Genomic DNA, 13,171 nt, shown 5'->3' with positions numbered 1-13,171 from the left:
AGTCAGGAATGGGCGGGAGCGGACCGGCTTCGAAGCGGGGGCAGGTGGGACTTTCCGGACGTGGCCTGGCGCGCGGCCCGGCGCCAGAACCTGCCGGAGCCCCTCTCCTTCGGCGGGCGGACCTCCAGGGTCCAGTTCCCCTTGACGATCTTTGTCACGCCGTCATGCTGGCGGGCGACCGTCCCACCTGCGAGGGCTCACCGCCCCGCCATGGCCGCCGGTCCCGACCCGGCCGCCCTTCCCGGCGCGGGCCCTACCGCCCCGCCTTCGCGATCCGCCGCGCGATCTTCTCCGCGTCGATCGCCAGCTCGCGGAGCATCCCGCTGATCGGGTTCGTGAAGCCCGTGAAGTACAGGCCGGGGGTCTCGCGGGGGCAGCGGGCGCCGTGGGTCACCGGGCGGCCCGAGCCGTCGAGTACGTCCAGGTGTCCGAGGAGCGGTTCCAGGGCGCGGCGGTAGCCGGTCGCCGCGATCACCGCGTCCGGGGCGATCCGGTTCCCGTCCGCGAGGACCACCTCGCCGCCCTCGAAGGCCTCGACGGCCGCGACGATCTCGACCTTCCCGGCCCGTACGGCGTCGATCAGGCCCACGTCCTGCACCGGCACCGCGCCCTCCCGCTGCCGGGTGGCGAGGCCCGTGTCGGGGCGGGGCAGCCCGTACGCCGTGAGGTCGGGCGTCGCGACCCGGGCGATCACGGCGCCGAGGCGGTCGACGAGGGCCACCGGCAGGCGCCGTATCAGGATGCCGGAGCGCTGGGCGGGCCATCCGGCCGTCGTACGGCGCACGATGTGGGGCACGGTCCGGACCGCGAGCCGGACCCGGGCGGCGCCGCCCTCGGCGAGGTCGGCGGCGATCTCGGCACCGGTGTTGCCGATGCCGACGACGAGGACGTCCTTCCCGGCGTACGGCTCCGGGTTGCGGTAGGTACGGGCGTGGCTCAGCTCGCCCTCGTACGCGTCACGGCCGGGCCAGTCGGGGACGTGCGGGGTGTGGTTGTAGCCCGTGGCCACGACCACGGCGCGGCCCGTGAGCCGCCGGCCGCCGGTGGCGTGCAGCACCCACTCCTCGCCCGCCCGCTCGACCTGGAAGACCTCGACGCCCGTCACGATCTCCAGCTCGTGCTTCTCGGCGTACTTCTCCAGGTACCGCACCACGTCCGCGCGGGCGACCCAGCGTCCGAAGGAGCGGGGGATCCGCAGTCCGGGGAGGGCGGAGAGCCGTCGCGTGGTGTGCAGCCGCAGCCGGTCGTAGTGGGCGCGCCAGGAGGCGCCGACGGCGTCGGACTTCTCCAGGACGACGGCCCGGACGCCCCGCGCGCGCAGGGCGGCGGCGACGGCGAGCCCGCCGGGGCCGCCGCCGATCACGTACACGGGGTGGACGGGCGGTTCATGGGGGGTGGTGACCATGAATGCTGAGCGTAATGACGTGTACACGTAGTGGGTCTCGACCGGGACGGGGTTCGGTTGCGAATCGGTCACGCCCGCCCGCCCCTTGCGCTCGGCGCCGGGCCTGCGCTGAACTGACGTACCGTCAGATACGGCTCGACGAGGGGACGCGCATGCAGACCGTCTGGCTCACCGGCGCCGAATGGCTCGCCGTCCTCCGCATAGGCCTCGGCCTGTGGTGGCTGGAGAGCTGGCGCCACAAGGACAGGAAGGGCTGGTTCGAGCGCGGCACCGGCATCGCGTGGGCCGCCGAGATCGCCGGCCGGCACCGATGGCCGGCGGTCAGGAAGGGCTTCGACGCCGTCGTCGCCCCCCGCCCCAGGCTCATGGCGTACGTCGTCGTCTACGCCGAACTCGCTCTCGGCCTCGGCCTGGTCACCGGCTTCCTCACCCCCGTCGCCCTCGTCGGCGGCCTCCTCCTCAACCTCCTCTACCTCGTCCTGATGATCCACGACTGGGCCGAACAGGGGCAGAACGCGATGATGGCGCTCATCTCCCTCGTCGCCCTCTTCGCGATGTCGTGGCAGACCTGGTCCCTCGACTCCGCGATCGGACTCTTCCGATGACGGCCGCCGACCCCGACATCGACGCGTTCACCCGCCCCTACTGGGACGCCGCCGCCGAAGGCCGGCTGCTGCTCCGCCACTGCGCGGCCTGCGACCGGCCGCACCACTACCCGCGCGAGTTCTGCCCGTACTGCTGGAGCGAGGACGTCCGCTGGGAGCGGGCGAGCGGCCGGGCCACCCTCTACACGTGGTCGGTCGTCCACCGGAACGACCTCCCGCCGTTCGGCGAGCGCGTCCCGTACGTCGCCGCCGTCGTCGACCTCGCGGAGGGGCCCCGCATGATGACCGAGGTCGTCGGCGTCCCGGAGGGCGACCTCCGGATCGGGATGGACCTGGAGGTCGCCTTCCGGCGGGAGGGGGACGTCACCGTCCCCGTGTTCGGCCCGCCACGGTCAGAGGGCTGAGATGTTCCGCCAGAGGTAGGCGCGGTCGCCTGCGTTGCAGGTGTACGTCATCACGAACGGCGGTCCGGTCAGCAGGCAGTACCCGTTGCTCATGTTCTTGATGGTCCGCCCGGAGGACGTCGTGGTGCCGATCTTCCAGGACTGGGTGCTGGAACCGTTGCAGGGGGCGACGGTGACGGCGGAGCTCGACGGCTGCAGGCACTTCCCGGAGATCCTGCTGACCAGGCGGAAGGTGCCGTTCGCGCCGGGGGAGTAGGTCCAGGAGTAGGCGAGATGGCCGCCGTTGGTGGGCTTGGAACCGCACTCGTACGTGTTGACGAGGACGGCGTACCCGGCGTCGTTCTCCGCCAGGCACTGCCCGTTGGAGGCGTTCTCCAGGGAGTACGTCCCCGAGGGCGACGACCCGCCGGTGGACGGCGGGGGCGGAGGCGGCGCGGGCGCCTGCGTCGTCGGCCGGGGAGCGGGACGGGTCGTCGTCCCGCCGCCGGAGGGCAAGGTGGTGGTCGAGCCCCCACCGGACCCGGACCCGCCCCCGGGCAGGGCCCCGGTACCCCCCACGTCACCACCACCGCCACCGCCCGCCGCACCGCCACCACCCACCGCACCGCCACCACCGGCGGGCGGGGGCGGGAGCGGCGCTCCGGGGGAGGACCCGGGCGGCGTGGAGGCCGGCGGCTTCACGCCCGGCTTCGTGGCAACGGGGGGCTTCGCGGACGGCGATCCGGGGGTGGACGACGAGGGTATGGACGCGGGCTGCGAGGCCACGGCGGACGGGGTCCCCGACGAACCGGGGGCCGCGCCGAGGCGGCCGATCTCGTACGGGCCGAGGGCGACGGTCAGGGTGGTGCCGGTCGCGACGACCACGGGCACGGCGAGCATGACGAACCGGTTGCGGCGCTTCTGCGGCGGACCGGCCTGCCCGGTGACGGCCAGCGGATCGGGCGAGCCGGTCGCCGGCTCCCGGCCGGCCTGCGGGGTGAGGGAGGCCGTCGCCACGTCCTGGGCGGGCTCGGCGCGCTCCAGCTCCGCGAGCTGCTCGGCCGTGGGCGCCCCGGCGGCGAACGTCGCCCGCTCGTCGATCCGCTCGGCGACGGACGCCGGCCACCCGGCCCCGGTGGCACGCTCCTCGGCGAGGCCCACGAGCTCGTCGGCCGTGGGCCGGTCCGCCGGGTCCTTCGCGAAACACTTCCGTACGAGCTCCGCGAGCTCGGGCTCGGTCTCGGCGAGGCGCCCGAAGTCGGGCTCGCCGTGGACGACGCGGTAGAGCAGCCCGGGCCCGGAGCCGTCGCCGAAGGGAGGGCGGCCGTTGGCGGCGTAGAGGAGGAGGCTGGCGAGGGCGAAGACGTCGGCGGCGCCGGTCAGCCGCGGCTCGGCGATGGCCTGCTCGGGGGCCATGTAGGCGGGCGTGCCGATGACCATGCCGGTCTTGGTCAGGCGGCTCTGGTCGGCGGCGCGGGCGACACCGAAGTCGATGAGGGAGAGACCGGAGGAGGTGAGCATGACGTTGGACGGCTTCAGGTCGCGGTGCACCATGTCGGCGCCGTGCACGACGCGCAGCCCGGCGGCGGCCTCACGCAGGAGGCGCCAGAGGGCCTCGCCGGGAAGCGGGCCGCCGTTCAGCCGGACGGCCTCGTTGAGGGTGATGCCCGGGATGAACTCGGTGGCGAACCACGGCGGCTTCGCCGTGCGGTCGCTGGCGAGCAGCTTGGTGTTGGCGCCGGCGGGCAGCCGGGCGAGGTTGTCGAGCTCGTGCCCGAAGTGACGGAGGAAGTCCGCGTCCTCGGCGAGGACGGGAAGGACCCGCTTCACCGCCGCGAACTTCCCGGGCACGGCGCCGAGATAGACCCGCCCCATACCGCCGGACCCGAGCACGCCGAGCAGCCGGAACGCCCCGATCTGACGAGGATCCCCCACATCGAGCGGCGTGGCCCCGCTGCCGCTCAGACTGTCCGGACTTGAGTTGTTTTCCGGTTCCCCCTGCATGGGCCACACAGTAGCTGAGGGGTCTGATGATCTGAATGCCGATCAAGTGCCGTTTGCAAAGGTGTGGTTGAGGAACCTGGCCATAGGCCGGATACGTTAACCACCCAGCCACATGCGGAGAACGGCACCGAAGAGAGAACCGAAGGCGCGATATGGCGCAGCCGCGGCGCGGGTGCCGGGCCAGGAGGCCCTACCTCACCTCCGCCAGGATCTCCGGCGCCGCCTCCGCCAAGGTCCGGAAGTGGCGATGCGCCTCGGGGTGCGGGGCCTCGGTGTTGACCGTCCACACCGTCATCCCGGCCGCGAGACCGGACCGCACCCCGGACGGCGCGTCCTCGATCACCAGGCATTCCGCCGGGTCCGCGCCCAGCTTCTCGGCGGCAGTGAGGTACGGGACGGGAGACGGTTTCCCCTCCACCACCGAGGCCGCGTCGATGACGAGCCCCGGCAGCGGAAGCCCCGTCCGCTCGAACCTGCCCCGCACCCGGTGCTCGTAGTTCGACGTCACCAGCGCCCACCGGTCCACCGGCAGGGCGTGGAGCAGCGCGGCGGCCCCTTCGAACGCCGCGTACGTCCCCGCACGGACGTCCTCGTCCTCCAGCGCGTGCAGGAGAGCGAGGCACTCGTCCGGGTCGCGGGTCGGTGCGACGGCCGCGAACGTCTCCACGGGGCGCGTCCGCAGCGCGACGGCGTACACCTCGTCCCCATCGAGCCCGTGGTGCGCGGCCCACTCGTGCCAGACGCGCCGCTGGTTGGCGACGGCGTCCATGAGGGTGCCGTCCACATCGAAGAGAACGAATTTCTTGCTGGTCACACGCCCGACGCTACGGCCACGAACGCGGCCCAGGCGGCCGGGGCGACGGCGAGCTGGGGGCCGTGGGGGTCCTTGGAGTCGCGGACGTGCACGGTGGTGGGGTGGGCGGCGACCTCGACGCAGTTGCCGCCTTCCGGACCGCTGTAACTGGACCTGCGCCAGTCGTAGGCCACCTCGATGCAGTTGCCGCCCTCGCCGCTGCTGTAGCTGCTCTTGAACCAGGCCAGATCCCGCCCTTTTGGCGCACCCGTACAGTTACTCAGCGTCGTCGCGTCGCTCCTGGTCAGCGTACGGCCGACGCCCCACTCTCGTGGTCATGAAGTCCGAAACCACCACTCCAACCAGTGAGTTCACGCTCCGGCTCTCCGCGACGCGCCGGGGCGCACGCCTCGCCCGGCTACTCGCCGTGCAGCAGCTCCACGACTGGGGCGTACCGGGTCCCGCGGCCGAGGCCGCCGAACTGGTCGTCGCCGAACTCGCCAGCAACGCCGCCCTCCACGGCCGGGTCACGGGCCGGGACTTCGAGGTGCGGATGGAGCTGGCCGACGACTACGTACGGATCGAACTGTCCGACGCGAGGGGCGAGCGCCGGCCGTTACCGGCCCGGGAGCCGGACGAGGGCGGCTACGGGCTGCTGCTCGTGGCCGCCCTCGCGACGGCGTGGGGCGTGTGGGACCGCTGCGTCGGCAAGACCGTCTGGGCGACGGTGGCGCTGTCCGGCCCCAGGCCCGTCAGAACACGGTCTCGGGGGTAGTGCTGAAGTTATCGATCCACTCGCTGGGCCCGAACGGAGCACGCCAATTGCCGTGCCTTTGTAGACGCGCAGGATGCCGTGGGAGAGTCCCCAGAGGTCCGGTCGGCCGTCGCGGTCGAAGTCCCCGACGCTGACGATGCCTTGGTACTCGTTCCAACCGCCGCTGATCCGCGTACGCGGGGCGAAGGTGCCGTCGCCCTTGCCGAGGTAGAGCCACAGGACGCCGGCGGTGTCGCGGGCGACCAGGTCGCCGGCCGGGCCGCCGCCGATGTTTCCGGTGGCGGTGATCCGGTTGTAGATCCCCCAGCCGTATCCGACCTTCTTGCGCGGGGCGAAGGGCGAGGCGGCTGCGCCGGTGCTCTTGTGCAGCCAGAGATCACCGGCCTTGTCGGTGTCGGGTCGCGACCAACGAGGAACCGGCACTGCGAGCGTGCCCGTAACCCTCGCCGAGGGTGCTGATATCCATCACCACGGGCTCGGCATCCGTAGCCATGTCGTACAGGGTGTAGACCGGGTACTCGAGCTTGGTGACGGTATCCGTCTGCCAGCTCGACGCGTAGCGCCCCGGAGGCAGCTCGGACGTGGTGCCGTCCGCGTATCGGGTCCACCGGTAGGTGCTCGTCGATGTGCTGCTCGGGCTGCTCAGGAAGCCCGTCGGGCCCGCACCGCCGATCTGCGCGTCGACCGGGAACGGCAGGACACCTTGCCGCGTCGACTCTGCCACGGCCGTGGCCGCGAATGCCGGCGCGGCAGCCAGGGAGGACGGCGCGGCCGCGGAAGACGGCGAAGCCGCCGGCGTCCCCACCGTCACGGCGAGCGCGACGGTGACGGCTGACGCGAACCGGTGGCGGGGCAGGGGTGTACGGGCCAAGGCGGGCTACTCCCTCACGTGTACGGGCGTGGCGGAAGCCGCCACGGCCGTACACGACCCCTCCCGGGATCGAAAGGTTGTACGCCTGGTCGGAGAATCCCGTGCGGAGGACTCGTCGCGAAGGCCCGGTCAGGCGACCGGGTCGAACGTCGTCCTATCGCCCGCGTCCAGGGGGTACGGGCGTGAGCCCGTACCCCCTGGGGTGCCGCGGGTCAGGACCGGCCTGGCCGGGTCCGGACCGTCCGCCGATCAGATGAAGAGCTCCCGGAACGGGTTCGGGATGACGTTCAGCGCGAAGGGCTGGGCCGGAGCGAACGGGGCCCTCCACGCGCCGGTGCCCTTGTAGAAGGCGGCACCGGTGGCGCCGACGCCGATCAGGTCGTCGCGGCCGTCGCGGTTGGCGTCGCCCACGCTGACGATGTCGTCGTAGACCTTCCAGCCCGCGCCGACCTTCGTGCGGTTGGCGAAGGTGCCGTCGCCCCTGCCCTGGTGGAGCCAGAGGACCCCGTGGACGTCGAAGGCGACGATGTCGCCGGCCTTGCTTCCGGCGAAGTCGCCGAGAGCCAGGTGGTGGTAGACGCCCCAGCCGGGTCCGACCTTCTTGCGGGCCGGGAGGAACGGAGCGGTGTCCTTGCCGGTGCCGGTGTGGACCCACAGGTCGCCGCCGTGGTTGGAGACGCCGAGCAGGTCGGGCTTCCCGTCGCCGGTGACGTCGGCGCCGCCGACGAGGTGGTTGTACGTGTGCCATCCGGCGCTGACGCTGACGGGGGCGTCGAAGCCGCCGTCGCCGCGGCCCTTGTAGAGCCGCAGGCGGCCGTCGTGACCGACGCTGACGGCGTCGCCGACGGTGGAACCCCCGAGGTTGCCGGTCGCCTCGGCGCGGGAGCTCTGCGACCAGCCGGACGCCGCGGCGACGGGCGCCTTCGCGGAGACCTTGCCGGTCTTCGCGTCGTACGCCGTGTCGTAGCGGTGGACCTTGCCGTCCTGGGCGATCTGGAGCAGGTCCGGGGTGCCGTTCCCGTTGAAGTCGTGCCGGGTGACCGGGGCGGTCGCGGCACCGGCGGCGGGAGCGGCGAGGGCGGTCACGCCGAGGGTGGCGGCGAGAGTGACGGTGACGGCCGCGACGAGGCGCCGGCGGGGCATGACGGTGCTGGACAAGTGAAACGTTCCTCCCCCAAGGAGGGTGCGCGTGCGGTCAGCGACACCCGTGAACCGAGCGGCACGTGGAAGATCGCTACGTGCCACCCGGTCAGACATGCGCAGCGGCCGGACGGTTGCACTGGTGTTCACCGGAAATTCGAATAATCTACGGCAGACGCTCAGACGCTCAGACGCTCAGACGCTCAGACGCTCAGACGCTCAGACGCCGGGACGCTCAACGCTCAGGCGCCCAGACTCCAGGACGCTCCAGGCTCAGGCATGCAGGCACTCGGGTCCTCAGACCCTGAGGCCCTCAGACGCCGGCCGGGAGGCGGCCAGCCCGGCACCCGCCGCTCCTCTCCCCCCCCGGGCGTCACCGCCGCTCCAGCACACCCCGTACGTACGCCGCCTGCCCCGCGTGCTGGAGGTCGTCCGAGATCACCGACACCAGGCGGACGCCGAGAGTGACCGGCGGGTCCCAGGCGGTGTCGACGACCCGGTCCAGGTCCCCGTTCGTGACCGGGCCGATCAGCTCCACCGTCCGCGCGTGCACGGCGTCGTGGTAGCCGAGCAGCAGCTCCGCCGGGGCGCGGACCTTCCCGACCTGGGCGCGCGTCTGCCCGTAGCCGGTCGCCGTCGCCGGGAACGGGAGCCCGAAGCGCTCGTGCCAGCCGTCCGACGTCCACAGCTGCTCCGTGCCGTAGGCGCCCGCGAGGTGGTCGTCCTGGATGCGGGTGAGGTGCCAGACGAGCCAGGCGATCGAGTTGGCGTCGGGATCGACGCGCTCGGCGAGCCGGTCCTCCGTGAGGCCCTCCACGGCCTCGTGGACGACCTCACGGATACGGCCGAACGAGTCGGTCAGCAGGGCGGCGCTGTTCACGGGTGGCTCCTTTCGGCTTTCCACCGTGCCACCGTGGCCTCCACGTCGAAGGGCTTCAGGTTCAGCGGAGGCCCGGCCGGCGGGCGGAGGAGGGCTTCGGCGATCTTGGTGTTGATCTCTCCGAGGATGCGGCGGACCTGGCTCTCCGAGACGGCCGCGGTCACCGCCGCCTCCGCGTCCTCGGCCTCCTTGCGCAGGGCGAGGGAGGGCGGCAGCACGGAAGCGCCCTCGCTGTGCATCTTGCCCCTGATCCACCACAGCTCGTCGTACGGGGCGGAGTCGTCGGGAAGGGGCTTGCCGAAGCCGGGCAGGCTGCGGAACTCACCCCGCTCGGACGCCTCGCGGATCTGCTTGTCCACGAACGACTCGAAGCTGACTCCGGGCGGCTTGCGTTCGGTCATATGTCCAGACTACGTAGGCCGCGCCCTGGGGGTGTGGTGACGGCGGTCTACTCCGACACGCGATCTTCCGGCACGCTGTGGTCCGTTCAACGCGCGTCGACCCCGCCCAGAACCTTGTCCTGCCGCCCCACCGACATCCGCCCACGGACCTGCCCGACCACCGCACCCACCCCCACGTACCGGAGGACGCATGCGTGCTCGGATCACCCCCCTCGGCACCCTGCTCGCGCTCGTCGCGGGCCTGCTCACCGCGCTCGTCACCGCCGGCCCCGCCCAGGCCGCGCCGGTCTTCAAGGCGCCCTTCCCCTGCGGCCAGACCTGGACCTACAGCCACCATTCCGCCGAGGTCCGCCAGGCCCTCGACTTCGTCCGCTCCGACGGCGGTACGACCGCGGGCACCCCGGTCCTCGCCTCGGCGTCCGGCACCGCCTACCGCTACTCCCAGCCGTCCGGCGCGGGCAACTACATCGTGGTCGACCACGGCGGCGGCTGGAAGACGTACTACTTCCACCTCAACGCCTACTCCGTCGCCAACGGCGCCGCCGTCTCCCAGGGCCAGCAGATCGGCACCACCGGCAGCACGGGCAACAGCTCCGGCGCCCACATCCACTACGAGCAGCTCTACAACGGCGTCGGCCAGTCGATCGTGATCAACGGCGCCTCCCTCGCCCCCTATCCGGGCTCCTACGGGTCCAAGTCCCTGACCAGCGACAACGGCTGCTCGGGAGGGGGAGGCGGAAAGTACTGGGTCGACACCTTCGCCAATGCCACCGGTTACGCCCAGGCGAACACCACCGCCCCGCAGGGTGTCCTGAACGCCGGGCTCAACTACGTCTACTGCAAGGTCTGGGGCCAGGAGATCCGTGACGGCTCCGGGAACTACAACCACTGGTGGCTGAAGACCGACCTCGACACCGTCTACGCCGGGAAGAACGGCTACGGCGCGTACGTCTCGGCGTACTACCTGTCCCGCTGGGGCAACGACGAGGCCCGCGACAACAACGGGACCGTCATCCCGAACTGCTGAGCGGCCCGCGAGGCGCGCCCGGAAAGGGCAGGAGCCCCGCTCGTGCCCGAGGGCACGGAGCGGGGCTCCTTGGTACTGCTCTACTAGTCGTGCGTGTCGCCGACCCAGACCCTTAGGCCGGGGAGACGTTCTCCGCCTGCGGGCCCTTCGGGCCCTGCGTGACGTCGAAGGTCACGAGCTGGTTCTCCTCGAGCGAACGGAAGCCGTTCGCGTTGATCGCGGAGTAGTGGACGAAGACATCCGGGCCGCCGCCGTCCTGGGCGATGAAGCCGAAGCCCTTTTCAGCGTTGAACCACTTCACGGTTCCGGTAGCCATGAGCCCTCCTATGGGCCAAAGGGTCGCCCTGCTCCAGAACCTGCAAACAAGTCTGAAAACTACAAAAGCCTGCGGGTCACATGCTCCGCAGGCTCTGTACTGCAAGGGAAACCAAACTGCAACTTGCGTTGAGCGTAGCACGCAGGACGCTCGGGGCGGAAGAGCGAAAGATCACGTCACTCGCGTGTTTGATCTCGCTCCCCGCGCTGACGCGCGTGCCCCGCCGATGCCCACGGTACGAGACGGGTCTAGCCTCACTATGTGGACAATGCAACCGACGAGCAGCAGCGCAGCCGGCCCCGCGTCGGGCACATCCAGTTCCTGAACTGTCTCCCCCTGTACTGGGGCCTGGCCAGAACCGGAACACTCCTCGATCTGGAGCTGACGAAGGACACCCCCGAGAAGCTCAGTGAGCGGCTCGTCCGGGGCGATCTCGACATCGGCCCCATCACCCTCGTCGAGTACCTCCGCAATGCCGAGAACCTCGTGGCCCTGCCGGACATCGCCGTCGGCTGCGACGGGCCCGTCATGTCCTGCGTGATCGTCTCGCAGCGTCCCCTGGAGGACCTGGACGGGGCGCGCGTCGCGCTCGGCTCCACCTCCCGGACGTCCGTGCGCCTCGCCCAGCTGCTGCTCTCGGAGCGGTACGGGGTGGCGCCGGACTACTACACCTGCCCCCCTGACCTCGGCGTGATGATGCAGGAGGCCGACGCGGCCGTCCTCATCGGCGACGCCGCGCTCCGGGCCTCGCTGCACGACGCGCCGCGGCTCGGCCTCCAGGTCCACGACCTCGGGCTGATGTGGAAGGACTGGACGGGCCTCCCGTTCGTCTTCGCCGTGTGGGCGGCGCGCAAGGACTACCTGGCGCGCGAACCGGAGACGGTCCACGAGGTGCACCAGGCGTTCCTGGCCTCGCGCGACCTCTCCCTGGAGGAGGTCGCGAAGGTCGCCGAGCAGGCCGCCCGCTGGGAGACCTTCGACGCGGAACTCCTGGAGCGGTACTTCCGTACGCTCGACTTCCGTTTCGGGCCGGAGCAGCTCGCCGGCGTCCGTGAGTTCGCCCGCCGCACCGGCCCCACGACCGGCTTCCCCGGGGACGTCACGGTCGAACTCCTTCCGCCCGTACGGCGATAGCGCGGCGGCCGGCCCATTCCCCCGGCCGCCTCCGGCCGGGGGAATCCGCGCGGCCCCCCATTCCGTTTCCCCGAATTCGCCGGCGCGTCCCCGTCCGGTAATTCGCCCGTATATCCGTGCCGGGCCGCGCCGCCCGCACGCGGCACCCAGCGGAAGCCGCGAGGAGCCCTGGCGTACGCTGGTTCGGTCTGCAAGAACCCCTCCGAAAGGGACACAACCGGTGACCGAGAAGGCCGAACTCACGTCTTTTGATGTCGCAGCCGTTCTCGACCGCGCTGCCGCGGGTGGCCGGATCACCCCCGAGGAGGCGCTCGTCCTCTACCGCTCGGCGCCCCTGCACGCCCTCGGCGCCGCCGCCGACGCCGTGCGCCGCCGCCGGTACGCGGGGACCGAGCACATCGCGACGTACATCATCGAGCGGAACATCAACTACACGAACGTCTGCGTGACGGCGTGCAAGTTCTGTGCCTTCTACGCGGCCCCGAAGGACACGAAGAAGGGCTGGACCCGCGACCTCGACGACATCCTGCGCCGCTGCGCGGAGACCGTGGAGCTCGGCGGCACCCAGATCATGTTCCAGGGCGGCCACCACCCGGACTACGGCGTCGAGTACTACGAGAAGCACTTCGCCGCGATCAAGCAGGCCTTCCCGCAGCTGGTCATCCACTCCCTCGGCGCGTCCGAGGTCGAGCACATGGCCCGGATCTCCGGGGTCTCCGTCGAGGAGGCGATCACCCGCATCCACGCCGCCGGGCTCGACTCCTTCGCGGGCGCCGGCGCCGAGCTGCTGCCCGCCCGGCCGCGCAAGGCCATCGCCCCGCTCAAGGAGAGCGGCGAGCGCTGGCTGGAGATCATGGAGATCGCCCACAAGCTGGGCGTCGAGTCCACCTCCACCATGCTGATGGGCACCGGCGAGACCAACGCCGAGCGGATCGAGCACCTGCGCATGATCCGTGACGTGCAGGACCGGACGGGCGGCTTCCGGGCCTTCATCCCGTACACGTACCAGCCCGAGAACAACCACCTCAAGGGCCGCACGCACGCCACGCTCTTCGAGTACCTGCGCATGATCGCCGTCGCGCGGCTCTTCATGGACAACATCGCCCACATCCAGGGCTCCTGGCTGACCACCGGCAAGGAGGTCGGCCAGCTCTCCCTGCACTACGGCGCCGACGACCTGGGCTCGATCATGCTGGAGGAGAACGTCGTCTCCTCGGCCGGTGCCAAGCACCGCTCCAACCGCCAGGAGATCATCGACCTGATCCGCAAGGCGGGCCGCGTCCCGGCGCAGCGCGCGACCACGTACGAGCACCTCGTCGTCCACGACGACCCGGCGAACGACCCGGTCGACGAGCGGGTCGCCTCGCACATCTCGTCCATCGCGATCGAGGGGGGCACGGCCCACCCGGAGCTGAAGCTCCTCGACGCCAACTGACG

15 protein-coding genes and 1 pseudogene are annotated in these 13,171 nt (G+C 71.4%); 6 read left to right on the top strand and 10 right to left on the bottom strand.

Translation table 11 applies throughout. The features are described 5' to 3' along the window. Positions 1–253: 253 nt before the first annotated feature. Positions 254–1,405: a flavin-containing monooxygenase gene (locus AMK29_RS09470; RefSeq protein WP_073810393.1), complete on the bottom strand. Its 1,152-nt coding sequence runs from the start codon at positions 1,403–1,405 to the stop codon at positions 254–256. Positions 1,406–1,557: 152 nt separating this feature from the next. Here AMK29_RS09470 and AMK29_RS09465 point away from each other — a divergent pair, with 152 nt between their 5' ends. Both AMK29_RS09465 and AMK29_RS09460 read left to right on the top strand, forming a co-directional pair. Next, positions 1,558–2,010 carry a DoxX family protein gene (locus AMK29_RS09465; protein WP_073810392.1) on the top strand — a complete coding sequence of 151 codons (453 nt, stop codon included), beginning with the start codon at positions 1,558–1,560 and terminating at the stop codon, positions 2,008–2,010. Then, positions 2,007–2,414: a Zn-ribbon domain-containing OB-fold protein gene (locus AMK29_RS09460; RefSeq protein WP_073810390.1), complete on the top strand. Its 408-nt coding sequence runs from the start codon at positions 2,007–2,009 to the stop codon at positions 2,412–2,414. Before AMK29_RS09465 ends, AMK29_RS09460 begins: the two co-directional genes overlap by 4 nt. On the opposite strand, the gene AMK29_RS09455 is transcribed toward AMK29_RS09460, so the two are convergent. The 3 genes from AMK29_RS09455 to AMK29_RS09445 form a co-directional block, all read right to left on the bottom strand. Further along, a complete protein-coding gene (locus AMK29_RS09455; RefSeq protein ID WP_073810388.1) occupies positions 2,403–4,397 on the bottom strand; it encodes a serine/threonine-protein kinase in 1,995 nt (664 codons plus the stop codon). The genes AMK29_RS09460 and AMK29_RS09455 overlap by 12 nt on opposite strands. A gap of 190 nt (positions 4,398–4,587) precedes the next feature. After that, positions 4,588–5,211 carry an HAD family hydrolase gene (locus tag AMK29_RS09450; protein WP_073810386.1) on the bottom strand — a complete coding sequence of 208 codons (624 nt, stop codon included), beginning with the start codon at positions 5,209–5,211 and terminating at the stop codon, positions 4,588–4,590. Then, positions 5,208–5,438 (bottom strand): DUF397 domain-containing protein, encoded by a 231-nt coding sequence (locus AMK29_RS09445; protein WP_073810385.1) that lies wholly within the window; start codon positions 5,436–5,438, stop codon positions 5,208–5,210. The genes AMK29_RS09450 and AMK29_RS09445 overlap by 4 nt, the downstream gene beginning before the upstream one ends. Before the next feature lie 89 nt (positions 5,439–5,527). On the opposite strand from AMK29_RS09445, the gene AMK29_RS09440 reads away from it, so the two are divergent. After that, a complete protein-coding gene (locus AMK29_RS09440; RefSeq protein WP_073810766.1) occupies positions 5,528–5,965 on the top strand; it encodes an ATP-binding protein in 438 nt (145 codons plus the stop codon). A 153-nt stretch (positions 5,966–6,118) separates the two neighbouring features. On the opposite strand, the pseudogene AMK29_RS37770 reads toward AMK29_RS09440, so the two are convergent. The 5 genes and pseudogenes from AMK29_RS37770 to AMK29_RS09415 form a co-directional block, all read right to left on the bottom strand. Continuing rightward, positions 6,119–6,388, bottom strand: a pseudogene (locus AMK29_RS37770) (hypothetical protein); the annotation flags it as partial. Beyond that, positions 6,342–6,836: a hypothetical protein gene (locus AMK29_RS09430; protein ID WP_073810381.1), complete on the bottom strand. Its 495-nt coding sequence runs from the start codon at positions 6,834–6,836 to the stop codon at positions 6,342–6,344. The gene AMK29_RS09430 and the pseudogene AMK29_RS37770, both read right to left, overlap by 47 nt. A 249-nt stretch (positions 6,837–7,085) precedes the next feature. Next, positions 7,086–7,994, bottom strand: a complete 909-nt coding sequence (locus tag AMK29_RS09425; protein ID WP_073810379.1) for an FG-GAP repeat domain-containing protein — start codon at positions 7,992–7,994, stop codon at positions 7,086–7,088. Positions 7,995–8,349: 355 nt separating this feature from the next. Continuing rightward, positions 8,350–8,856, bottom strand: coding sequence for a mycothiol transferase (locus AMK29_RS09420; RefSeq protein ID WP_198942202.1), 507 nt, complete (start codon positions 8,854–8,856; stop codon positions 8,350–8,352). Continuing rightward, a complete protein-coding gene (locus tag AMK29_RS09415) occupies positions 8,853–9,257 on the bottom strand; it encodes a J-domain-containing protein (protein ID WP_073810377.1) in 405 nt (134 codons plus the stop codon). Before AMK29_RS09415 ends, AMK29_RS09420 begins: the two co-directional genes overlap by 4 nt. 190 nt (positions 9,258–9,447) lie before the next feature. Here AMK29_RS09415 and AMK29_RS09410 point away from each other — a divergent pair, with 190 nt between their 5' ends. Next, positions 9,448–10,284, top strand: a complete 837-nt coding sequence (locus AMK29_RS09410; RefSeq protein WP_073810376.1) for a M23 family metallopeptidase — start codon at positions 9,448–9,450, stop codon at positions 10,282–10,284. A gap of 112 nt (positions 10,285–10,396) precedes the next feature. On the opposite strand, the gene AMK29_RS09405 is transcribed toward AMK29_RS09410, so the two are convergent. Continuing rightward, positions 10,397–10,600, bottom strand: a complete 204-nt coding sequence (locus tag AMK29_RS09405) for a cold-shock protein (RefSeq protein WP_015035453.1) — start codon at positions 10,598–10,600, stop codon at positions 10,397–10,399. 261 nt (positions 10,601–10,861) lie between these two features. On the opposite strand from AMK29_RS09405, the gene AMK29_RS09395 reads away from it, so the two are divergent. Together AMK29_RS09395 and mqnC are read left to right on the top strand one after the other, a co-directional pair. Beyond that, the gene (locus tag AMK29_RS09395) at positions 10,862–11,734 is read left to right on the top strand and encodes a menaquinone biosynthetic enzyme MqnA/MqnD family protein (RefSeq protein WP_073810375.1); all 873 of its coding nucleotides are present in this window, start codon (positions 10,862–10,864) and stop codon (positions 11,732–11,734) included. 220 nt (positions 11,735–11,954) lie between these two features. Then, the gene (gene mqnC / locus AMK29_RS09390; protein ID WP_073810374.1) at positions 11,955–13,169 is read left to right on the top strand and encodes a cyclic dehypoxanthinyl futalosine synthase; all 1,215 of its coding nucleotides are present in this window, start codon (positions 11,955–11,957) and stop codon (positions 13,167–13,169) included. The last annotated feature ends 2 nt before the right edge of the window (positions 13,170–13,171 follow it).

The organism is Streptomyces sp. CB02261 (genome assembly GCF_001905665.1).
Classification (GTDB): Bacteria; Actinomycetota; Actinomycetes; order Streptomycetales; family Streptomycetaceae; genus Streptomyces.
This window is presented reverse-complemented; position numbering and strand designations above follow the sequence as displayed.

Coding starts and splice junctions, on each gene's coding strand:
- AMK29_RS09470 (WP_073810393.1), bottom strand. CDS start 1,405: ATGGTCACCACCCCCCATGAACCGCCCGTCCACCCCGTGTACGTGATC.
- AMK29_RS09465 (WP_073810392.1), top strand. CDS start 1,558: ATGCAGACCGTCTGGCTCACCGGCGCCGAATGGCTCGCCGTCCTCCGC.
- AMK29_RS09460 (WP_073810390.1), top strand. CDS start 2,007: ATGACGGCCGCCGACCCCGACATCGACGCGTTCACCCGCCCCTACTGG.
- AMK29_RS09455 (WP_073810388.1), bottom strand. CDS start 4,397: ATGCAGGGGGAACCGGAAAACAACTCAAGTCCGGACAGTCTGAGCGGC.
- AMK29_RS09440 (WP_073810766.1), top strand. CDS start 5,528: ATGAAGTCCGAAACCACCACTCCAACCAGTGAGTTCACGCTCCGGCTC.
- AMK29_RS09415 (WP_073810377.1), bottom strand. CDS start 9,257: ATGACCGAACGCAAGCCGCCCGGAGTCAGCTTCGAGTCGTTCGTGGAC.
- AMK29_RS09410 (WP_073810376.1), top strand. CDS start 9,448: ATGCGTGCTCGGATCACCCCCCTCGGCACCCTGCTCGCGCTCGTCGCG.
- AMK29_RS09405 (WP_015035453.1), bottom strand. CDS start 10,600: ATGGCTACCGGAACCGTGAAGTGGTTCAACGCTGAAAAGGGCTTCGGC.